Origin of the sequence: Pseudomaricurvus albidus (assembly GCF_018863235.1) — a bacterium.
Taxonomy (GTDB): Bacteria; Pseudomonadota; Gammaproteobacteria; order Pseudomonadales; family Cellvibrionaceae; genus Pseudomaricurvus; species Pseudomaricurvus albidus.
Window position 1 is genome coordinate 152588 of sequence record NZ_JAHKRS010000008.1, and the last position, 21343, is coordinate 173930.

The window sequence follows — 21343 nt, forward strand, 5'->3', positions numbered from 1 at the left end:
TATATTTTCACATGACTTTAGATATGAGGTATTTTGATTGCTCAACTGATCCAGATAAGGTATTTATTGCTGTAGCAATCTGGGCTTCTCTGGCAGCGTTTTTCTTGTGTAAATTGTCAATAATGATATTCGATAATTCCTTAGGTGAACTCTCAGAACACTCCTGAATAACGCCTTTTTCTTTCAATATCGAGTAAACGGGAAAGCTGGGATATTGGGGTTCCCAGCCTGGAGTAAGGAATGTGGGTTTGGCAAAGGATAGGGGCTCAAGAAGATTGTGGTTGAGTCCTACGTAACAAAAGTCACCAATACTGTAAAAATCATGAAGCTCACCAATTGTATTTAACACAAGGATATCAATCTGAGGCTCTACGGGCTTGATTTGTTCTGTCCTTACCAAGTATTTCCACCCTGAGTTTTTAAGCATGGAGCCAAGAATCTTCATGCGGTCTTTATTTTCAGGATGGCGAGGAGCCATAATCAATAATAGGTCAGGTATTTCACGCTTGAGCAGTTTGAATGTTTCTAGGATCAGCTCTTGTTCGCTGATGTTTGTAACGCATCCAGAAACCATTACCATACGCTCAAACTCAATAATTTCTGATTTTTTGAGTGGGGCGGGTGATCCTGAAACAAGGTTATCAAATTTCAAGTTTCCAGTCGTATGTATCTTGTTTTTACTAACGCCAAGATCCACGAGTTTTTGAATGTCGCTGGATTGCTGAATTAAAAACTGATCTATTATCTCTGTGTATGGCTTTGCAAACAGAGCACTTTCAAGGGTATCCATGGTGCAGGCTGGTTTTTCACCGTAAAGCCATCCATTAACCGCAATGATCTTGCTTCCCGTCTGTTTTACGTAGTAGAGAGTTTTGAAGGAAAGTCTACAGGGGGCATCAAATAGAGCCAGGGGAATTTCAGCTATAAGAAACAGAAACGGTGGATATTTCTGTATTTGTTCGTGAATTAACCTTCCGGACTCGCCATGATTTATGACTGTGGCATCAGGGTATTTTTTAAGGTAAGCGTCCAAATAGTGAGGGTGGTCCGTTAACAGCACAAGCTGTGAACCTGAATAAACGTTTAATAATTCATCGATTAAGTTTGAAGTGGCATTCAGCTCCCCAATAGTGGACACATATACCCATAGATTGCCGTTTTTTTTATCCGGATTTTTTGAGGGACTTCCATCGTGAAGGATGTGAGCCGGCTTTATATCTTGAGAACGAAGCCTTTCAATCAGCCGCTCGGTCCATTCAAAAACAACAACTTTTAGATCTGTCAGGTTGGGTAAGGTCATACGGAATGGGTTTGCCTAATTATAAAGGGGTTACAGCCGTATGAGTTTACGGACAGGCCGGGCGATATTCATTGTCTTTCTGGCCAAGTTGGCTTGCCATGAATAATGCGTCAAGTGATACATGGTGCGTATGTCAGTCGTCCACTTTTTATGCCAATCCATGAGTTTTCCGTAAAACTCAACCTTTCTTATGTCCTCCGATTCAAACAATGCCCTAAAGATTTCCTGATGCATAAGTACCCCGGGCGAAGAGGTTTTGATGTTTTCGTCATAGGTGGTCTTTAAAATCACCATGGTGCTACCGTCGTGAATCGCCAGATCCATGGCAACCAGATCATCGTTGTACCAGTAGCGATAGATTTTTGCTTTTCCCTCACTCATAAAGTTCTTAATCATTGATGTGTAGAACTTTCCCTGAGCGTTGTCGATATGAATCGCGGTGTCCAGCTGATTTTTCCAGCCGGAGCTTTCCAGTTTCCCGTAATCTTTAATACAGCTGACCACGTGATCTGGATCGATAATGGTTTCCAGGCGGGTAGTGATTCCCTCGCGTTCCAGACGGTTTCTTTGTCGGCGAAGGTTCTGTCGATGATTCTTGCTGCGTTGGCTGAAATACTCGTCAAAACCACCTTGCGTTTCAAGACGCGCTGTCTCGATGTAATCCATGGATGTCAGGCTTTGACAGTCCGTTGGACGGGGTAATAACTCCGGATCCTGCTGTGTTAAGCTAAATACCCATTTCAAACCGGGCAGCTTGGGCAGTAATGTCTCGATCAGTTGCTCGCAGGGAAGTTCCGGTTGTTGTAACCACAGCCCGATAGGGGCCTGAGATGGCTGGAATGAGCTCCAGCCTGTGGATTTTTCCGGTGTGATAATTGCCATTGCGACAATGGTCTTATGGTTTTTACATACGGCAAGCCTTGCGTCAACAGGGGCGAAGCAGGTAATCAGGGGCTGGACAAAAGGGATGCTGAGTAACTGACTATTACCCGCTTGACGGTTCAGTAATGCCCAGTGATCAGACCAGTCAGCAAACTCGCTGACGGGGTACAGGCTCCAGTCCATGGGGTTCTCCCTGAGGTGCGTAAGTTAACGAGGCTTGTATGTGTTGAATCATCCAGTCAAGTTCGCGGTTTGAAAGTTCCTGATGGCAAGGAAACTGAAATACATGTTTTGACAGTTCCTGACTGTGGTGAAACTCTCTTTCAGTGACCAGAGGATCAAGAAATTCTCCAAATCGCCAAATGGGTACCCCCAGTTCTTTGAGTGTACGAAAATGACGTTCCGGTTGATCTATATAAAGCGGATAAACCAGGGGGATACAGTGTTCGGGTAACGACGGAAATAATGGACGAACACCCGGAAGCTTTCCCAGTGCGGCATCGAGAATTTGATAATTGCGCCGACGATAGTGAGCGATCCGCTCGTTGTCGCTGTGCCTTAATAATTTGTGTGATATTCGGGTTGTTGCGATATGAATCCACTGTTCGTCCAGTCCATAGGCGCCTTCGGATGAAGAGGGGCCTTTGGTTTCTATTTTGGTTGTGGATTTCAGGTATTGCCAAAGTATGTTTTTGGCAGCCATCCCTTTACCCAGAAGCCAGCCGAGCATGCCCAGCCGTTTGTAGGAAATAGAGCGTTCTAAAGTATTCAGAGAGACTTTAGCTTCGGTCCCCCAGGAAGTCTTCTTCAAGGGGATGGTATCAAGTGAGCGGCTCCTGGAGGCCAGAATGCCCCCGTCGTAAATGGGAAAGAATTTCATGCTACTGGCAATAGCATAATCCCCAAAACCACCCACACTGGCCACGTCGTTTTTACCGAAAAATGCGTGGGCGCAATCTTCAATAAAAATGATTCCCTTTTCATCGCACCATTGTCGCAGAGGTTGAAAGTTTTGCATAAAGCCGAAATAGTGGGTAGCAATAATGGCCTTACAACGCTGGGTATACCGTTTTTTGATGTCATCCAGGTCAATCGTGGTATCCGAATGAATCTGATAAAAAACGGGATCTGCCTTACGCCAGTGAACCGGGGAAATCATGGACTCGCAGTGGAATGCCGGTACCAGAACTTCATCGCCTGAGGTGACTCCAGCATGCTCAAGTGCGAGTGAAATGGCCGCTCGGCCACTCGTTACAAAAAGCTGATTAGGAAGGTCCAGCAACGAGGGCGTCGAATTCTTCGGTTTCGTTTTTAATGAGCGATTTGAGAGCACCGGAGACAGCGGGATTGCTGGAGCCGGGAATGCCTCAGTAACTTCTGATGGCAAGTTCATGCAACCTGCTCCATGGCGGATGCTTGCTGGTGTTGAGATAGCCACAACTCCAGTACCATCAATACCCAAACCAGTTCGCCGTAGTAGGCAGCATGACCTTCACGGTGGAGCTTGATGGCATTGTCAATAAACGACGGGCGGAAAATATGATGACGTTTAAGGTTGTTCAGGGAGTCATAGGCGAGATCTTGTAGCGGCTTGTGAGTTCGCATCCAGACGCCAAATGGCAAGCCAAATCCTTGCTTGCGTTTGTTGATGGTCTCTTGCGGAAGCCAGCCGCTCAGTGCCTGTTTGTAGAAATGACGAAGTCCGCTGTTGCGATCGAGGATGGAATTCTTGAGCTTCCAATGGCTGGGAATACGACAAGAGAGTGCCACAACCTCATCATCCAGCATAGGGTATTGCACATTGACACCGGCAAGGGCGCACATATGGCTGACTTTGCGCAAATCGTTGTCTGCTAAAGTAAACTGCCAGTCGAGATACAGCATCCGGTTCAGGTGTGAGGCCTCATCGACGGCATGATAGACTGATTCCTGGTTTTTGCCTGGCTGGTCTGTGTCAACGTCGATCAAGACCTCCGGGGTAAAGAGATCCGCCGGATCAAACTGATGCAAAAAATTGTAGGTATGTAACCTTCCAGGCAGTGGCGTGTTGGCCTGCCGGATATAGCTTTTTACTTTTGATAGAACCGGAGTCGAGTCGGGGAAGCAAGACAGGACAGGCTCAATGGCAGAGTTTCGGATAGCCCCGGGAATTTTCAGATAGGGTTCAAAAAGAGACTGCTTGGAATAACGCTCGTTACCGGCAAACAGCTCGTCTCCCCCGTCACCCGCCAGCAGGGTTTCTATACCGTATTCGGCGGCCATTTTTGCACAAAAATACGCAGGCAGTGCAGAAGAGTTACCAAAGGGCTCATCATAACTGCCAGCAATTCTAGGCAGTGCATCTACCACATCTTCCGGGGTGACATAATATTCATTCAGTTCTAGTCCAAAGTGTTTCGCGGTAATCCGGGCGAAGGCCATTTCGTCGTAGCCTTTGGCAGAAAATCCGATGGAAAAAACCGGACCACCACCTTGTTCAGCCAGCACTCCGGCAACTGTTGAGCTGTCAAGACCGCCACTGAGAAAGGCTCCAGTCTTGGTGTTGAGTTGCAGCGCGCGTTGGACGGCATTGCCCAGACTGCGTTTCAGTTCACTGGCATAGCCCGACATCTTATGTGTGGGTTGTTCAGAAAAGGTGGGTGTCCAATAGCGTGTTAATTGGCTTTTTTGTTGGGACAGACAGATCCTGTGAGCGGCCTGTAATTTTTTAACATCCGGGTAGGCGGTCTGTGGGGCTGGGATCATATGAAAGTATATGTAGTTATAAATTCCTTGACTGCTTATAACCTTTTCATTTTTTTCCTGCCGGGCGATGATGCCTGCCTGGCTGGCAACGATAAAAGCGTGTTCGGTTTCTGTATAGTACAGGGGATACTTCCCCAAACGATCTACAGACGCAAGTAAAGATTTATCCTTGTGGTTTATGATCAGAAAGCTGAAATTACCATACAGTGCTTCTGATAGCCTTTCACCCATTGTCTGGTATGCGTGAAGCAGGGCGCTCGCGTGGCCATTTGTTTCTGCCCTGGTGGCTAGCTCGCTATTTTTCCAGCGTGGTTGACCAATAATGGCCACACTAAAGGATTCATTCGATCTGGGTTTGACCGTTGAATACATTGCCCAGCTTTCAGTGCTATCACCACACAGGGGCTTTTGGATGTTGAAACTGTCCTGTAAGACTGCGCAGGAAGGAATGCCCTCACGGGGTGAAGCATGTCGGATGCTGCCAGAATGAGATTCCTTGAGCACAACTCCGTATAAGCACTCCGACAAGAGTCCTGAAGCTGTCTTGAGGCTCTGGTTCATTGTGGTTTACATCCCTGAATACACAAATGGATTAATTGAAACATCATTCGTCCTGAAGGCAGCTATGATTCCATAGCCGAAGGCCGATGTACATTTGAATTTTCTGATGCACATATTACGTTGTTTAATGTGACATTAGGAGTGTAGACGGAGAATTGCTTATAGTCTTCTTTGTTTGGCGCGGAAAGTATTTTATAAGAAAAATTCTGTCTGATATGAAAAGATCGGTCTAGGCGGCACCGGATTGCAAGTCTGACGATGACTCCACAGGCGAATCATCGAGACGAAAAGTACCCTGATAATACTCTCCACATTTAAACATCATGGAGACGGATTCAATAATGGCGATATCATCATCGGATAATGTGTGGCGCCATTTATTAGCCGCTTCCAATGGGTGTTTATCCGTGGCGTAATACGCTTTGTTATTGGTCGAGGTGGATGAGGAAATATAGTCACGATTTTCCTGAGTGTATTCAAGACCTGCGAAACTCAGAAGTTGCTTGAATGTCTGTTCTGGAGCCGTACACATATCTTCGTATAACACCACCATGTTGTCTTCATCGGGATTGTTGGCCAAGGCAAAATCGTTAATAAGGCCCCATCGAACGGTCAGTGATTCGACCTGATCCATGCGCTGTATGTCTTTCAGGCGGAAACGTGAATCCCGGCTTTGGGTAATTAATTTATCAAACAGGTCCCAGTCTTCCCAAATTGGTGACCTCTCAAAAAAGTTGTGCTGCATTTCCCCGTTGATCGTAGAGGCGATATGGCCGCAAGGGTGACGGAGAATATGAATAGAACGGGCGCCGGTCACCTTTTTTATCTCGCACATACGTCCCAGGGATTCGATTGACTTCCAGACGACCAGTTTGGCCGGGTTGTGGTGATGAATCGGTTTTATGTCAATGGGAAGTCCAGAGCGGGAAATTGCTTTAGAAGCATAGCAGGACCAATAAAATGTCAGCCACTGGGGCTCATTCATATAGGATTTTTTAAATAAAGGCAGTGAAGCGATGACTTTTTCATTATCGGTATTGAGCCAGAGGTCGATTTGTCTCTTTAATACCTGGCTTTGATCGTTATCGTTCGACATCAGTAACGGGAGATCAAAGGATCTTTTCACACTGTCCGGTTCATGCAGATATAAGGTATCTTTGTGGGAGTCGAACAGCTTCCCTATCCAGGTGGTTCCAGATCTTGGCATCCCGAACAAAAGTAGCAAGTTACTTTGGCTGTCAATCATTGCACGCTTGAGCTCATGTCATTATTAGGGTGGGTGTCCGTCTCATGCTATAGCGTTGCTATTCTTCAAAAACCTACTTTTATTTCTAAACGTGCTTTTAAAAAATCACTATCTTCAAAAATGTTCTGAAAAACCTCTGGTGACTTTATATATTGATATAAGGATTTCTCTATACATGATTTTAGTCTGACGCTAACCTTAGCGGAGGAGAAAAATACTGCGCCAGTTCACAATCGGAGTAGGACTGTAGTGCCAACTTCACACAGGCTTTAGGAACTTACATGGAAATTAGTTTAGACCAAGTGAAACAAATTGTTGGTAACGTATTACAATTAGGTGATCGAATCGACTCTTTTGATCAGCATACACCGCTGTTGGGTAGTGTCCCCGAATTTGATTCCATGGCCGTAGTGTCGGTCATCACTGCAATAGAAGAAGACTTTGGTATCGCCATGGAAGATGATGAAATAAGTGCTGATATTTTTCTGACGCTGGGTGATCTTCACACTTTTCTGAGCGCAAAAAATAGCTGACTGATGCCTTTTAAAGTTAATACCGGATTTTTACCGCTTCCGGATCATCCGCTGTTCGTGGTTATGCTCGTGCCGACGAAAGGTGGATGGCCCTCTCGCTGGGTGCTTCATTGTCCGGCATTCGCAGAAGAAATGAATAAAAGCCGCAAGATGGTGATGGATGAAGCGCGTGCTTTCGCCCAGCAGGGTGTGGGTGTGCTGGTTCCCGATCTTTGGGGGACTGGTGACAGTCCAGGTGATTTCTCTGAAGCCAATTGGCAAGGCTGGCACGAAAACCTCGAATGCATTCTCTTTTGGCTCAAGCTACAGGGGTGTCGTTCCGTCACCTTGTGGGGGTTGCGTTTGGGGTGTCTGCTGGCGTTGGATCTTCAACAGAACTGGCATGCAGGTTGGCCCAGACTGAAACAACTGGTCTTTTGGCAGCCGGTATTGAATGCACAACAAGCACTGACACAATTTTTGAGGTTACGGTTAGCTTCCGGTCTTGTGGCATCTAACGCTGCTCTGGAGACGGCAGCCGCTTCGGGCGTTTCAGCCTCACCGGCGGGTTCTGAACTGCAAGGCGTGGTGTCAGCAAAAACGGTCAAGACAGAAACGGTTAAAGACATCCGCGAACGTTTTGCCCGCGGTGAATACATCGAGGTGGCGGGTTATACCTTGTCCCCGAATTTGGTTTCACAGTTGGATCAGCTGTCGGTCGAGACGCTATTGCCTCACGCTCCGGTTTGCTGGTTGGAAGTAAAAAGCCAAAGTGACAGTCCATTGTCGATGGTTTCCCAGCGAACCATTGATACCTGGCAACAACAGAATGTTGAAGTGGAAGCGCGCTCCGTGGCGGGTGAACCCTTCTGGGCCACACAGGAGCTCGCTCACGCCCCTGAGTTGATTAAGGTTACCTGTAACTTGTTGCTGGCGTCACTCACACCGCCCAGTAGCACACCTCTTTCAACCCCCCAGCTAACCGATTCGCACACCATCACTCAAGATCCTTCAGCTTCTCCCTTTAGAGAGCAGCCGATGATGCCCTATCGGGAAAAGCGCTCAGCAGATACCGCCAATCAGGCGTTGCAACCCTATGTCGAGAAGCGACTGACGACCTACAGGGAGGCGTTACCGTCTGACTCTGCTGTGTCTGGAACCAGCGAAGAAGCCCTGCAGTTCTTTTGCGAAGGCAGTCATCTGTACGGTGTCCTACATCTTCCCGATGGCGACCCCAGACAGGGTGTTGTGTTGATCGTTGGCGGCCCTCAGTATCGTGTTGGCAGCCATCGACAGTTTGTGCAGTTGGCTCGCAACCTGGCACAGGCCGGGATAGCGGTGCTGCGCTTTGATTATCGTGGCATGGGGGACAGTGAAGGTGGCTTTGAAGGCTTTACGGATATTGAGGCGGACGTTGCGGCGGCGGTAGATGCGTTTGAACGGCGTTTGCCTCAGTTGCAAGAGACCGTGTTGTGGGGCTTGTGTGATGGTGCTACAGCAGCGGCCTGTTATGCTGCGAAAGATTCCAGGATAAACGGTCTGGTGTTGCTGAACCCCTGGGTGCGAAGCGAAGCTGGCGAGGCCAAAGCCTTTTTGCGGCACTATTATTGGCAGCGGTTGATGCAGCCGGATTTGTGGAAAAAGATCGGCCATGGGCGCTTTAAGTTCAGAGATTCCCTGGGTTCGTTATTTGGTGCGTTAAGACGTTCTGCTGCAGGGGGGCAGTTGTCTGATGAGAAAGGCACACAGAACACGCCCGATCTGGTGGCTCAAATAGCACAGGGCTTAAACCATTTCAGTGGCAAAGTACTGATCATACTCAGTGGTGCAGATTTGACTGCGGCGGAATTTAAAGATGCCATGCGTTCATCCCGGCTGTTAAAACGGGTGGTCGCTCAGCCTCAATATCAGATTGAGCACCTGCCGGATTCTGACCATACATTCTCCCGAAAAGTCTGGAAAGACCGTGTTTCCAGTCTGACCACACAATGGATGCAGTCATGGTAAAGCGGGCTTTGCTTATTGCCTATCACTACCCGCCGGTGCAAATCAGCAGCGGGGTGCAGCGTACACTGGCGTTTTCCCGGGATCTGCCAGATCACGGCTGGGAGCCGCTGGTACTGAGTGCCCATCCGCGGGCCTATGAAAAAATCAGTGAAGGACAGCTGAAAGATATTCCAAGCGATACCGTGGTACAGCGAGCCTGGGCCTGGGACACCGCAAGACATCTCGCGGTGAAAGGCCGGTATCTGGATGCCATGGCGTTGCCTGATCGCTGGGTTAGCTGGTGTCCCGCGGCCGTCGTTGCCGGACTTAATATGGTTCGCAAGTACAAGCCTCAGGTCATATTCTCCACCTATCCCATCGCCACCGCGCACTTGATTGCACTGGCGCTTCACAAGCTCACCGGAATACCCTGGGTCGCGGACTTCCGCGATTCCATGACGGAAGACACTTATCCCAGAGAGGCGCGACGTAGGAAGTTCTTTCTCTGGCTCGAGCGGCAAGTGGTTAAAAACTGTTGCAAGGCAATATTTACCACCCCGGGGGCAGTAAAAATGTACCGTGAACGCTACCCCGAGTTGCCGGAAGATCGCTGGACGCTGATCCCCAATGGCTATAACGAAGCGATTTTTACCGAGGTAGAATCTCTTCAGCAATCGGCTGATCCTGCAGCAGTCAAAACCCACCTGCCCGGGGAACAGCCTTTAACATTGGTGCACAGCGGTGTGCTTTATCCCTCCGAGCGTGATCCCAGAGCCTTCTTTGCCGCCGTGGCATCGCTGAAACAGCAGGGCAAGCTATCGGCTGAATCTGTGCAGATTGTTCTGCGGGCAACCGGACACGATGGCTTGTACGCGTCGATGCTGCAAGAGCACCAAATCGACGACATCATTTGTCTTGAAGACGGTGTGGAATATCGTCAGGCACTTCAGGAAATGCTGGATGCGGATGGCTTGCTCATCTTTCAGGCCAGTAATTGCAATCATCAGATACCAGCCAAATTGTATGAGTACTTCCGAGCCGGGAAACCGATTTTCGCCTTGACGGATCGCGAGGGTGACACGGGGCAAACGCTGCTGTCCGCGGGTATTGAGAACATTGCACCGCTGGACGATAAAGAGGCATTGGAGCAACAGCTGCAGGTGTTTATTGAGCAGCTGCAACAAGGTTCCGCGGCCATTGCCACTTCTGAAGCCGTGCGTAAATCCTCACGGCAATACGGTTCAGAAATACTGGCAGCAATCTTTCAGGAATGCATTGGAGAGCCCGGGCATTCCGTATCGATATCGTCATCTTCTCAGGATTGAGAGGGAGGCGGGATCTTTTGGCGCGCGGCGGATCTCAGCAAAACACTTCCACCGCCGCAGGGTGACTCAAAAAGCCCTGCGGGCTGGCCGTCATGCCGTAGGCGCCGGACTGATAAATCACTACCAGATCACCTTCCTGCATTTTGGGCAGGGTGACTTTGTTGGCCAGAATATCCAGCGGGGTACACAGTGGTCCGACAATCGATACCAGCTCCTGATCCTCTTCGGATGTCGGGTGAACTTTATTGCCGACGCACACAGGGTAGTTTTTGCGAATCACCTGCCCGAAATTCCCCGACGCAGCCAAATGGTGATGCAGGCCACCGTTGGTGACGATAAACACTTCACCGCGGGATTCTTTGCGATCCACCACTTCGCAGACGTACAGCCCGGCTTCGGCGACGAGATGACGACCCAGCTCCATCACGATTTCACTGTCACCAAAGCTGTTGTGGTATTCACTCAGTAGCTTGTCGAGGTTATCTGCAATGGGCGCCAGTTCCAGACGTTCTTCTCCGGGGAAATAGGGCACGCCCAGACCGCCGCCGATATTCAGCCACTGAATAGGGGCGGCAGCGGATTCTGCCAGTCGCTGAGCCAACTCAAAGGTGTTGGTTTGCGCTTCAATAATGGCTTCGGCTTTGAGGTTTTGTGAACCGCAGAAAATATGAAAACCCTGAAAATCCAGATCTCTGGCAAACACGTCTTGCATCATCGCTGGCACTTTTTCGGCGTCCACGCCAAAGGGTTTGGGGCCGCCCCCCATTTTCATGCCAGAGGTTTTCAGCTCGAAATCCGGATTCACACGAATGGCGACGCGAGGGCGGTGTCCGGTCTCGTTGGCGATACGGGTAATGCGATCCAGCTCTCCGGCGGATTCCATATTGATGATCACGCCGGCAGCGATAGCGGCAGTCAGATCGTCGTTGGATTTGCCCGGTCCGGCAAAACTGATGTTCTGTGGTTCAATACCAGTGTCCAGCGCAACCCGCAGTTCACCCAGCGAAGCCACGTCAAGACCGTCCGTCTGCTGTGCCAGATGCTGCACCACCGCCGGCATGGGGTTGGCTTTGATGGCGTAGTGCAAATGGATGGCGTCAGGCAGTTGCTGGCGCAAGCTGCTGACCCGCTCACTCATCAGCGCTCGATCGTACGCGTAAAACGGGGTTTGTCCGGCGCGGGCGGCAACCTCTGTTAACGGCAGTCCACCGATCTGCAGTTCGTTATCTACAATTAGAAACTGATCCATGGCCGCGTGTTGCGGTGAGGACTTGATGTTTGGAGCAGAGTTGTTGGTCGTCATAATTGGGTGACAGTCATAGTTCGGTGAAAGCCATAATCTGGCTGATCAATTTGGGCTGAACAGATCGTTAAACTCCTGGGACAGTAGCTTGCGATCGATCTTGCCATTGGGATTGCGCGGCAGTGTGGTTTTGAAAATCACTTCCTGAGGGATCATGAAGTTCGGCAGCTGCTGGCGACAATATTGCAGTACCGCATCTTTGTTGTCTTCTTCACCTTCCTTGCTGCAGGCCACCAAAACAATTGCCTGCCCCAGAGTTGGGTGTGGCACGCCAATGGCTGCCGTTTCACGAATCAGCGGCGACTGGTAAAGCACTTCTTCAACTTCTGTCGGACTGACCCGATAGCCGGACGTTTTGATCATCTCGTCTTTACGGCTGACAAAATACAGATAACCTTCTTCGTCTCGATACACCTGATCACCAGACCAGACAGCGATTTCTGTCAATGGCAGCTCGGCGAGCTGTCCCGGTGCCGGCTTAAAGCGCTCGGCGGTTTTGGCGGGATCGTTCCAGTACCCCTGCGACACCAGTGGCCCGCGATGCACCAGCTCGCCCACCTCGTTGGCGTCGCACAGGCTGCCGTCGTCACGCACCACTAAAATTTCAGCGTTGGGAATGGCTTTGCCCATAGAGGTCGGGCGCACAGCTACTTGGTCGGGGGGTAAATAAGTAGACCGAAAAGCCTCGGTCAGGCCGTACATCAGAAAAATATCCGTGTTCGGCAGCGCGGCCTGCAACTTTTCTGTGGTGGACTGCGGCATGGCACCGCCGCTGTTGGTGATGTAGCGCAGACGCTGACGGATATCGTCCGGCCATTCCAGTGCCGCCAGTTGATTCCACAGCGGAGGCACTGCAGCCAGACCGGTAATCTCAAAGCGGGACAACGCCTTGATCACATCCCGCGGTAACAGGTAATCCATTAATGCCACTGAGGCGCCCACCCGAAAAGCCGTGGTCATTTGGCTCAGGCCGTAATCAAAACTGAACGGCAGTACCGCCAGCAGGCGATCCTGCGAGGTGTTGTTCAGATAGGTGGACACACTCTCGGCACCGGCCATCATATTGCGGTGCGTCAGCACCACGCCCTTGGGTTGTCCGGTACTGCCAGACGTGTAGAGAATCGACGCCAGGGCTGAATCCAGCCCGTGTTGCACCAGGGCCGCTGGGTTGCTGCCGGATTGCTGCAGGGTTTTCCAGGCATGGGTCGCAATGGAATGAGCTGGAGTTTTCGACTCTGTCGTCAGGTAGGCAGCTTTAAGGCTCTCACAATCGCTGACGGCTTCCTCAACCTGCTGCCATCGCTCGGCGCTGGTCACCAGCAACTGGGCCTGACAATCGTTAATGATGTGAGTGATTTGCGCGGGCTTCAGCAAAGGGTTTATCGGCACAAACACCGCACCACAGGCTGAAGCCGCAAAAAAACTGACCACCGCTTCAATTTGCTTGGGCAGGTAGATCGCTATGCGTTGACCGGGACACAGCCCGGCGGCGACAAATCCCTCAGCCGTCTGCTCAACCAGCTTCCACAGTTCAGCGTAAGTCCACTGATGGTTACCGTGTAGCAGGGCAATATTGTCGGGGTTGGAACGCTGTTGCTGATGGATCAGCTGATGGAGTAAGACTGACATCACTCACTTCCTGTGGTTGAGATAACAGTATGGTCAATCCTACAGCGGCGCGCGTTAAGTTGGAAGCAGGAACAGCAGGGGGGAGAGGGCTGGATGTGGTAAAGATGTAGCAAAAGAGCCCGTCACTCCGTCATTGCGAGGAGCGAAGCGACGCAGCAATCCATGTTTGGCAGGGGTTACATACAGCGTGCTAATAATGGATTGCTTCACTGCGTTCGCAATGACGAGATTGAAGATCGGTGGGAATGTCAGCAAAAGAGCCCGGCCAACCAGTCCCCCAACCTCGTCATTGCGAGGAGCGAAGCGACGCGGCAATCTATGTTTGGCAGGATTGACCTACAGCGTGCTAATAATGGATTGCTTCACTGCGTTCGCAATGACGCGATTGAAGATCGATGGGAATGTCAGCAAAAGAGCCCTAAAAAGGGCTCTTGTAACTTCTGGAAATCGTGGGGATGAGACTTGGCGTGAAAATTACAGTATCGCCCGCAGCATCCAGGCGGTTTTCTCGTGTATGCGCATGCGGTCAGAGACCAATGCTGCGGAAGACTCATCATCAGCCTGCTGAGCTTTTTTCAGCACATCGCGGCAGGTTTTCACTACCTGTTCGTGGCCCTGGGTCAGAAGCTTCACCATCTCGGTGGCCGTGGGGATGTCTTCCACTTCCTCAATCGAGCTTAGCTCGGCAAACGCTCTGTAAGTACCGGGGGCGGCTACACCCAGGGTCCGGATGCGCTCGGCAATGTCATCCACTGCGGTTGCCAGCTCGGTGTAGTGTTCTTCGAACATCAGGTGCAGCTCGCGAAACTGGGGACCGGTGACATTCCAGTGAAAGTTGTGCGTTTGCAGGTATAACGTATACGAGTCGGCCAGCAGGCTTTTCAAACCGTCGGCGACCTCAATTCTGTCCTGTTCGTTAATACCAATATCGATTTTCATGCATCACTCCTTTTCGTTGTGAAATGTCGTTGATGAAACGATTGAAAACGCCTCGGCTTTCAATGTGATCAGAATAGGGAATCGCCGCACAAAACGTAAATTGATACTTTGTATACGGTGTATAGTTAGATTCTATGGGAAATTAACTTATTCATAGCGGGTGCTTATTGATGCCGGTTTGATATACCTCAAGCAAACCTTAATCTGGCTTCTATACTTTAAATAACAGCCACTGAAAGACCACCAACCAAACGCGAGGTGCCCCATGCTGATGATGCTGAAAGACTCCGAAGCCATGTTGGAACTGATGTCGCCCGAAGGGCTCTGGGATCCCTACATCACCCACGTCCGCGGTTGCCGTCTGGCGGGAGAAGAAATGCAGGAACCCGAAAGTTTCAGCAAATCCGATCTGGCGTTTTTATCCGGCGAAAGCCTGCCGCGTTGCTGGATGAACCCCCATTATCGCGATGAAGAGTGGCAGTCCTACCGTACCGACCCGCTGAGTGCTGCGGCTGTCGCCGGTCCCGCATCCTATTACGGTGCCTGACCACCACGCAGACTGAATCGGGCAGGGGATCCAACCCCTGCCCACCTATCTGTCACCGGCTGATGTGCGTATAATCACCGCTTTTGATCCCCTTCAAACAGCTGTGAGAATTCAACGTCGATGACCGTTCGTACCCGTATCGCTCCTTCGCCTACCGGTGATCCCCACGTAGGCACCGCTTATATTGCCCTGTTCAACCTCTGTTTTGCCCGTCAACATGGCGGTCAATTCATCCTGCGTATCGAAGATACCGATCAGGCTCGCTCCACGCCGGAGTCCGAGCAGGCCATCCTCGACAGCCTGCGCTGGTTGGGACTGGACTGGGACGAAGGTCCGGACAAGGGCGGGGATTGCGGCCCTTATCGCCAGAGCGAGCGCAAAGACATTTACGTCAAATACGCCGAGCAACTGGTCGAAAGCGGTCACGCGTTCCACTGCTACCGCACCGGTGTAGAGCTCGACGAACTGCGTGCAGCCCGCCGCGAGGCCGGTGGCTTTGCCGCCCTCAAGCCCAGCGAACTGAAACTCACCGATGACGAAGTCGCCAAGCGCAAAGCCGCCGGTATGCCTTACGTGATCCGCATGAACGTGCCGGAAGGTGAGGGCCCGTGCCCCGTCGACGACATGCTGCGCGGCACCATCGAGCTGGATTGGGGGCAGGTTGACGCCCAGATCCTGCTGAAATCCGACGGCATGCCCACCTATCATCTGGCCAACGTGGTGGATGACCACCTGATGGGCATCACCCACGTACTGCGCGGCGAAGAGTGGATCAACTCCGCACCCAAGCACAAGCTGCTGTACGAATACTTCGGCTGGGACATGCCACAGTTGTGTCACCTGCCACTGCTGCGCAACCCGGACAAATCCAAGCTCAGTAAGCGTAAAAATCCCACTTCCATCCTGTATTACAAGAAGATGGGCTACCTGCCGGAAGCGCTGCTCAACTACCTGGGCCGCATGGGCTGGTCCATGCCGGACGAGAGCGAGAAATTCTCCCTTCAGCAGATGATGGACAATTTCGACGTTCAGCGCGTGTCACTGGGCGGCCCCATCTTCGACGTGGAAAAACTGTCCTGGCTCAACAGCCTGTGGATCCGTGAAGATCTGACTCAGGAGCAGCTGGCTGATCGCCTGCACGAGTGGATGTTCAACCGTGAAAATCTCATGGCCATCCTGCCGCACGCCCAGACTCGCATGCACACCCTCAGCGACTTCGCGCCGCTGGCGGCGTTCCTCGCTTCTGGCCAACTGCCTCTGACCCCGTCCAGCTTCGACGAGTCCAAACTGGACGAAGAACAGCTCAAGCAAGTGCTGCAATTCGCCCTCTGGCGCCTCGAAGCCCTGCGTCACTGGGATCGTGACGAGATCTTCAACACCCTGAAAACCCTCGCCGGCGAGCTGGATATCAAGCTCAAAGACTTCCTGGCGCCGCTGTTTATCGCCATTGCAGGCACCACCTCGTCCTTCTCCGTGATGGACTCCATGGTACTGCTCGGTCCCGACATGAGCCGCGCCCGCCTGCGCCACGCCCTCAACGTCCGCATTGGCGAACTGGGCAAAAAGCAGATGAAGAAACTGGAAAAGGCCTACGAGGCGTTGGGTCGCTGATCTGATGGGCTGAACACATGGATGCCGGGGCTGCCCGCTAAAGTGTGTTCAACCCCATTCGTCTGAACGGCCACTAAGGTATGGTTTTATCGGGGAGTCTGTATCCGTGGGCTCCTTATCCTATTTCCCTCTTTACCACTATCACTTCTTATCGCCCCGGCTGCTGCATCCACCTGGCCTCTCCCTTTGGCTCAGAATGACATATAAGCCGGCTCTGTAACTTGTTGAATGTTCTTGGCTTTCTATACTTAGTTACCTGCGTTGATACAGTTAGGCTTTGCCGCATAAAAAGGGACGTTGTTGACAAGTTCATCGAAGCAAACCCTATCTTTTGCGTATCCATTAAACCTGCACCAGTAAAGAATCACTGGCTGGAAGATCACACATCATAAGGTAATACACGTATGTACCTGGCTGGGTTTATTCTGAGTACAATATTGGGTGGGGTGTTGATTGCCCTGATTGCTTGGTGTTTGATCAAGCTCTATAGAATGCACACGATGCTCTACACGCTGAAAGACCACATTATCAAAATCAATGACTCTTCATTCCGCCAGACTGAAGCGCTGCTAGGGTTATATAAAAATCTCGACTTTGAGCTCGCCTTACCTCATACCCGTGGTTTTGCCGCTTCTCCCGACTTCCTCGCAGTAGTACACGAAACAATCAAACAACAGTCACCCAAAACAGTAGTTGAATGCAGCAGTGGCCTCTCCACACTGATCGCCGCCAAAACCTTGCAGCAGCTCGGCGCAGGTCATGTATACAGCCTTGAATCGGATCAATACTATTGCGATCAAACTCGGGCATTGCTGGATAAACACAAGGTATCAGATTGGGCTACCGTGATTCATGCGCCGCTTATACCCACAGAAATTAACGGGGTTAGTTATCAATGGTACGACGCCTCTGCTCTTAATGAGTTGAATAATGTAGATTTAATGGTTATTGACGGGCCTTTTGCCGGGGTGAATCCACTGGCCAGATACCCCGCAGGGCCCAAATTATTGCCCAAACTGGCCTCTGACGGTGAGGTGCTGATTGATGATTATCAGCGACCCGATGAGAAAAAGATGGTCAAACTGTGGTTGGAACAGTTTCCAAATATGGACAAGCAGGACGTCCCCTGTGAAAAAGGCTGTATGCGCTTGATAAATTCGGCAAAATCACCGGCACAAGGAGTTGTGAAGGTATCTGGAGGTGAAGCCGCCGGGCGAGTGGCACATGGTTGAACCCTTGATCTTGATGCACGCTGCCAATGGGCCAGGGTAGGTCAATCTAACCCACTGATAAATAAACAGTTGACTATCGAGAACGGGGTGATAGAATGCGCTCCGCTTTCGAAGGAAAGCACCCGATATGGGGCCTTAGCTCAGCTGGGAGAGCGCAACACTGGCAGTGTTGAGGTCAGCGGTTCGATCCCGCTAGGCTCCACCAAATTTAAAAGCCCGCACAGCAATGTGCGGGCTTTTTTTGTGTCTGTCAGTTAAGTCCACATTAAGTCCATGTGAGATGTAATTGCTGGGTGATGTCGATGAGACTGTTTTCGCTGAATAGGTTAATAAATCGGCTTTGTGCTGTAGGTTCTACTGGTCAGGTCTCTTTGATATTCGGCATTGCCCTTACAGCAGTCCTTTAAGCCTTATGTTTTCGTCACAAGGCCCATAGTACAATGGCCGAGGACACCAGTATCAACCCCAAGAACAACCACTTTAGCCTTACTCCCTTATTGGAGATGTGCCCCCACCAGCTACGTGAATCCTCAGATGGCTGGGGCGGCTCCCCCATCTCCTGATAGCAACTCATAAGATAATCAAGCTCGGTTAACGTGGCTTGCACGTCCTGTTTGAATAACTCAAAAATCTGGACATCATTTAGAATGGCTCTGGCCTGGCCGAAACGGCGTTGCAAAAACTGTTCATTGATTTCCTGTGACACACCAAACACTTCAGCGGTTTGATAGAAGGCCTTGGCTTGTCTGTGCCATTCGGCAAAGGCTTTGCTGCGATAGGCCCGTGGACTGTTACCGACTCTTTGGAGCCCTTTTTTAACCGCCATCAATTCCATTACCTGTGAAGGGGCATGGGTATTATCAGTCGAAGGGGAGGTAATCCCCGGTGTGGCTAGGCTTGCAGGCATAACATTCAGGGCTCTCGGGGGTAAGTGAGATCATGGGCTCGGTAATTTTTATTACAACAGCAATATAGCCCTGAACACTGTTTCAGAAAGCGAACTGTATCAAAGTTTATTCTGGCATCCTGCAAAACTCGGATTTAGACCATTTCCGATTCCTTTACTTCCCAATCCACTGACAAGCTCAGGACGAGGGATTCCATAGAAAATTAATGACGGAAACAAAGTGAATAGTTGGCTGATTCGTTTTGATCGTGGGCAAGGCGACCCGCAGGCCGCCCAGCCCAATACCGGCTTTTAGGAGCCGATAATGCCACCATCCTTGCGGGTGATGACCAGTGTGCAGTCCCGTGGGATGGTTGTGCCATCGTACGGAGCCGGGAAGTTGGTTGCCGATGGATTGCCGTCGCCGGGGTGTTGAATGTTGACGAAGGCGGTACGCTGATCCGGGGTGACGGTAAAACCGGTGATTTCATCACTTTTGACACCAACCAGCAGACGCTTGGGTTCTGGAGTGTCTTTGGTGGTGTCAAAGACCACCAGTTGATCTTGCAGACCGTCGGGTTGTCCACCGTCGGTGCCGATAAACAGGCGACCGTATGGGTCCGCCCAGGCGGCGTCGGGATCGGTGAAGACACCTTCTGTGCCGCGGGTGGTTGAGGCAATCAGGTAGATATCCCAAACGAAGGTGTTGCCCATGTGGTCGTCATTGTCGAGGGTGCGGATAATGTGACCATCGTTGTTGGGGGCTTCAGGATTGGCGGCAGTGGCTTCGGTGCGGTTGCTGTTGTTGGTACAGGTCCAGAAGACTTCACCGTTGGTGCCAATGGTGGTCCATTCCGGACGATCCATGGGGGTGGCACCCAACAAGTCTGCAGCAATGCGGGCGTAGATCAGGACTTCAGCCTGCGATTGGAAGCGTGCGGAAAGCACAGGGTTGTTGACGGTCAATTCCAGCCATTCGCCAGTGCCGTCATCATTGAATTTGGCAACGAATAAACGGCCGTCATCCAGCGGACTTTCGCCATCGGCAATGGCGCTTTTCCAGGCTTTGTCAGAGACGTATTTGTAGCAGTAGTCGAAGCGCTGGTCGTCACCCATATAGGCGGCAATTCGACCATTTTGGCTCTCGGCTATGGCAATGGCTTCGTGTTTGAAACGACCCAGCGCAGTGCGTTTGACGGGTTGTTGTGTGCCGTCGAACGGATCGATTTCGACAATCCAGCCAAAACGGTTCTGTTCGTTGATGTAGTCTTCATCGGTCAAGTCGAAGCGCTTGTCGAACAGGTGCCAGCCGTAGCCAAAACCAGAACTGCTGAAACCGTAACGATCCTGTTCTTCGGTCGGGTTGAAGGCGTTGTTCGCACCGAAGTAACCGTTGAAGTTTTCCTCGCAGGTCAGGTAGGTGCCCCAGGGGGTTGCGCCTGAACCGCAGTTGTTAACCGTGCCCAGTGCAATGTTGCCGTTGGGGTTTTGCAACAACTCCGAATCAGCTGCCGGGCCGGAGAATGCAACGGGTGTGTTGGCGGTGATACGGCGTGTGTTTTTGCTGGCAACCACTTTCCAGCCGTGACGACGATCCTTTTCGATTTTGAGCACGGACACACCGTGAACGTTCTGGGAGAGACGAACTTCCTCCAGACTTTCTGGTGTGGATTTACCCAGTGCATGGGAGTTTGATCCATATTCGTGGTTGACGCACAGCATGCCGGCATTACTGCGCATGTGATAGCCTTTGCCGTAAATAACACCGTCATGCTGATCCATCGGGAAGAACCACATGCCATCGTGCCCCAGACCAGTCTGCAATGCAGCTTGTGACGAGGTGGGGCGAGAGTTTGGGTCGCCTTTGTACTCAGAGGTGATGCCGGGCTCGATAGGCGTCCCCCATGGTGCCAGCACCTGATATTGGTAGTCGTCTGAAATGGTTGGCATGGTGGCATCGGTGACGTCGCTGATGGCTACAGGTTTGAAACCTACCAGCTCGCTTTTTGGGCGGTGATGCCCCCAGCTCCATCCGGCTTGAACCGTTGGCGCCAGAAAACTCGTGGCGGCAACAGCCAGGCTGCCTCCCAGTACGCCGCGGCGTGTCATGTTTGATTCCAGTACCGACGCGAAGGGTCGGTTGCCGGAATTGTTCGATGGGATGTTTTCAATGTCGTCGTGTAGCTTCGCATTATCCATAATGCCGGTGTCATTCTTTTTCATGAGGCCTCTCACGTGGTCGTTGATTAAAAAGATGTGTTTGTTGTTGATGTGCTACTGCTTTAAAGACACTGCTTGTTGAATCCCTTCAAAAGTAACGTGTGTCTGTGACAGTTTTTTTAATCGGAGTTGTGGTGTTTTAAATGTGTGAATCGGCGCCAAACAAAGAGTGATTTAGATGTCAGTTTGTGATCAAAGTTTATTTCAGGGGGATTAGTAGAGGAGAGTTTTATAAACCGAAAAATGGCAGTTTGCTATCGGAAAGAACGAAAACCTGAAAGATTTTGCAATAGAGATGGTTTAAAACTTAAGGCCTGCATAACATTATGAGGCGTCGCATTGAGGCTGTGATGAGTTATTTCTTTTAAGGTTAAGCAGTTTGCACCTCTTACATCATCATGCACAAACTGCTTAAGAGC

16 protein-coding genes and 1 tRNA gene are annotated in these 21343 nt (G+C 50.9%); 7 read left to right on the forward strand and 10 right to left on the reverse strand.

The window, feature by feature from the left end; all coding sequences use genetic code 11:
• Nucleotides 1-7: 7 nt before the first annotated feature.
• The 5 genes from KOI40_RS13780 to KOI40_RS13800 form a co-directional block, all read right to left on the reverse strand.
• Nucleotides 8-1300 (reverse strand): 3-deoxy-D-manno-octulosonic acid transferase, encoded by a 1293-nt coding sequence (locus KOI40_RS13780; protein WP_216098110.1) that lies wholly within the window; start codon nt 1298-1300, stop codon nt 8-10.
• Between the two features lie 30 nt (nt 1301-1330).
• A complete protein-coding gene (locus tag KOI40_RS13785) occupies nt 1331-2365 on the reverse strand; it encodes a GNAT family N-acetyltransferase (RefSeq protein WP_216098111.1) in 1035 nt (344 codons plus the stop codon).
• The gene (locus tag KOI40_RS13790; RefSeq protein WP_216098112.1) at nt 2328-3575 is read right to left on the reverse strand and encodes an aminotransferase class I/II-fold pyridoxal phosphate-dependent enzyme; all 1248 of its coding nucleotides are present in this window, start codon (nt 3573-3575) and stop codon (nt 2328-2330) included. The genes KOI40_RS13785 and KOI40_RS13790 overlap by 38 nt, the downstream gene beginning before the upstream one ends.
• Nucleotides 3572-5488 carry an asparagine synthase-related protein gene (locus KOI40_RS13795; RefSeq protein WP_216098113.1) on the reverse strand — a complete coding sequence of 639 codons (1917 nt, stop codon included), beginning with the start codon at nt 5486-5488 and terminating at the stop codon, nt 3572-3574. The genes KOI40_RS13790 and KOI40_RS13795 overlap by 4 nt, the downstream gene beginning before the upstream one ends.
• Nucleotides 5489-5717: 229 nt before the next feature.
• Nucleotides 5718-6734 (reverse strand): sulfotransferase, encoded by a 1017-nt coding sequence (locus tag KOI40_RS13800; protein ID WP_216098114.1) that lies wholly within the window; start codon nt 6732-6734, stop codon nt 5718-5720.
• Between the two features lie 281 nt (nt 6735-7015).
• Between KOI40_RS13800 and KOI40_RS13805 the strand changes: the two genes are divergently transcribed.
• From KOI40_RS13805 to KOI40_RS13815, 3 genes are read left to right on the forward strand one after another with little or no spacing between them, the layout of a single operon-like run.
• Nucleotides 7016-7267 (forward strand): acyl carrier protein, encoded by a 252-nt coding sequence (locus tag KOI40_RS13805; protein WP_216098115.1) that lies wholly within the window; start codon nt 7016-7018, stop codon nt 7265-7267.
• Between the two features lie 3 nt (nt 7268-7270).
• The gene (locus KOI40_RS13810) at nt 7271-9253 is read left to right on the forward strand and encodes a hydrolase 1, exosortase A system-associated (RefSeq protein ID WP_216098116.1); all 1983 of its coding nucleotides are present in this window, start codon (nt 7271-7273) and stop codon (nt 9251-9253) included.
• A complete protein-coding gene (locus tag KOI40_RS13815) occupies nt 9247-10557 on the forward strand; it encodes a glycosyltransferase (RefSeq protein WP_216098117.1) in 1311 nt (436 codons plus the stop codon). Before KOI40_RS13810 ends, KOI40_RS13815 begins: the two co-directional genes overlap by 7 nt.
• Before the next feature lie 34 nt (nt 10558-10591).
• On the opposite strand, the gene KOI40_RS13820 is transcribed toward KOI40_RS13815, so the two are convergent.
• From KOI40_RS13820 to KOI40_RS13830, 3 genes are all read right to left on the reverse strand, one after another.
• Nucleotides 10592-11860 carry a pyridoxal-dependent decarboxylase, exosortase A system-associated gene (locus tag KOI40_RS13820; RefSeq protein ID WP_233710270.1) on the reverse strand — a complete coding sequence of 423 codons (1269 nt, stop codon included), beginning with the start codon at nt 11858-11860 and terminating at the stop codon, nt 10592-10594.
• Between the two features lie 45 nt (nt 11861-11905).
• Nucleotides 11906-13489: an acyl-CoA ligase (AMP-forming), exosortase A system-associated gene (locus KOI40_RS13825; protein ID WP_216098118.1), complete on the reverse strand. Its 1584-nt coding sequence runs from the start codon at nt 13487-13489 to the stop codon at nt 11906-11908.
• A gap of 474 nt (nt 13490-13963) precedes the next feature.
• Entirely contained in the window at nt 13964-14428 is a 465-nt protein-coding gene (locus tag KOI40_RS13830) for a Dps family protein (RefSeq protein ID WP_216098119.1), read from the reverse strand.
• Nucleotides 14429-14693: 265 nt separating this feature from the next.
• On the opposite strand from KOI40_RS13830, the gene KOI40_RS18465 reads away from it, so the two are divergent.
• From KOI40_RS18465 to KOI40_RS13850, 4 genes are all read left to right on the forward strand, one after another.
• The gene (locus KOI40_RS18465; RefSeq protein WP_233710271.1) at nt 14694-14975 is read left to right on the forward strand and encodes an acetyltransferase; all 282 of its coding nucleotides are present in this window, start codon (nt 14694-14696) and stop codon (nt 14973-14975) included.
• A 120-nt stretch (nt 14976-15095) separates the two neighbouring features.
• On the forward strand, nt 15096-16586 hold the full coding sequence (gene gltX / locus KOI40_RS13840) for a glutamate--tRNA ligase (protein ID WP_216098120.1): 1491 nt from the start codon (nt 15096-15098) through the stop codon (nt 16584-16586).
• 449 nt (nt 16587-17035) lie between these two features.
• A complete protein-coding gene (locus KOI40_RS13845) occupies nt 17036-17818 on the forward strand; it encodes a class I SAM-dependent methyltransferase (RefSeq protein WP_216098121.1) in 783 nt (260 codons plus the stop codon).
• Nucleotides 17819-17947: 129 nt separating this feature from the next.
• Nucleotides 17948-18023 (forward strand) — tRNA-Ala (locus tag KOI40_RS13850).
• A gap of 216 nt (nt 18024-18239) precedes the next feature.
• Here KOI40_RS13850 and KOI40_RS13855 read toward each other — a convergent pair.
• On the reverse strand, nt 18240-18725 hold the full coding sequence (locus tag KOI40_RS13855; protein WP_216098122.1) for a hypothetical protein: 486 nt from the start codon (nt 18723-18725) through the stop codon (nt 18240-18242).
• A 291-nt stretch (nt 18726-19016) separates the two neighbouring features.
• On the reverse strand, nt 19017-20927 hold the full coding sequence (locus KOI40_RS13860) for a PhoX family protein (protein ID WP_216098123.1): 1911 nt from the start codon (nt 20925-20927) through the stop codon (nt 19017-19019).
• Nucleotides 20928-21343 lie beyond the last annotated feature (416 nt).

Excerpts from the sequence above, each read along its gene's own strand:
- KOI40_RS13780 (WP_216098110.1), bottom strand. The coding sequence starts at position 1,300 with ATGACCTTACCCAACCTGACAGATCTAAAAGTTGTTGTTTTTGAATGG.
- KOI40_RS13785 (WP_216098111.1), bottom strand. The coding sequence starts at position 2,365 with ATGGACTGGAGCCTGTACCCCGTCAGCGAGTTTGCTGACTGGTCTGAT.
- KOI40_RS13790 (WP_216098112.1), bottom strand. The coding sequence starts at position 3,575 with ATGAACTTGCCATCAGAAGTTACTGAGGCATTCCCGGCTCCAGCAATC.
- KOI40_RS13795 (WP_216098113.1), bottom strand. The coding sequence starts at position 5,488 with ATGAACCAGAGCCTCAAGACAGCTTCAGGACTCTTGTCGGAGTGCTTA.
- KOI40_RS13800 (WP_216098114.1), bottom strand. The coding sequence starts at position 6,734 with ATGATTGACAGCCAAAGTAACTTGCTACTTTTGTTCGGGATGCCAAGA.
- KOI40_RS13805 (WP_216098115.1), top strand. The coding sequence starts at position 7,016 with ATGGAAATTAGTTTAGACCAAGTGAAACAAATTGTTGGTAACGTATTA.
- KOI40_RS13810 (WP_216098116.1), top strand. The coding sequence starts at position 7,271 with ATGCCTTTTAAAGTTAATACCGGATTTTTACCGCTTCCGGATCATCCG.
- KOI40_RS13815 (WP_216098117.1), top strand. The coding sequence starts at position 9,247 with ATGGTAAAGCGGGCTTTGCTTATTGCCTATCACTACCCGCCGGTGCAA.
- KOI40_RS13820 (WP_233710270.1), bottom strand. The coding sequence starts at position 11,860 with ATGACGACCAACAACTCTGCTCCAAACATCAAGTCCTCACCGCAACAC.
- KOI40_RS13825 (WP_216098118.1), bottom strand. The coding sequence starts at position 13,489 with ATGTCAGTCTTACTCCATCAGCTGATCCATCAGCAACAGCGTTCCAAC.
- KOI40_RS13830 (WP_216098119.1), bottom strand. The coding sequence starts at position 14,428 with ATGAAAATCGATATTGGTATTAACGAACAGGACAGAATTGAGGTCGCC.
- KOI40_RS18465 (WP_233710271.1), top strand. The coding sequence starts at position 14,694 with ATGCTGATGATGCTGAAAGACTCCGAAGCCATGTTGGAACTGATGTCG.
- gltX (WP_216098120.1), top strand. The coding sequence starts at position 15,096 with ATGACCGTTCGTACCCGTATCGCTCCTTCGCCTACCGGTGATCCCCAC.
- KOI40_RS13855 (WP_216098122.1), bottom strand. The coding sequence starts at position 18,725 with ATGCCTGCAAGCCTAGCCACACCGGGGATTACCTCCCCTTCGACTGAT.
- KOI40_RS13860 (WP_216098123.1), bottom strand. The coding sequence starts at position 20,927 with ATGAAAAAGAATGACACCGGCATTATGGATAATGCGAAGCTACACGAC.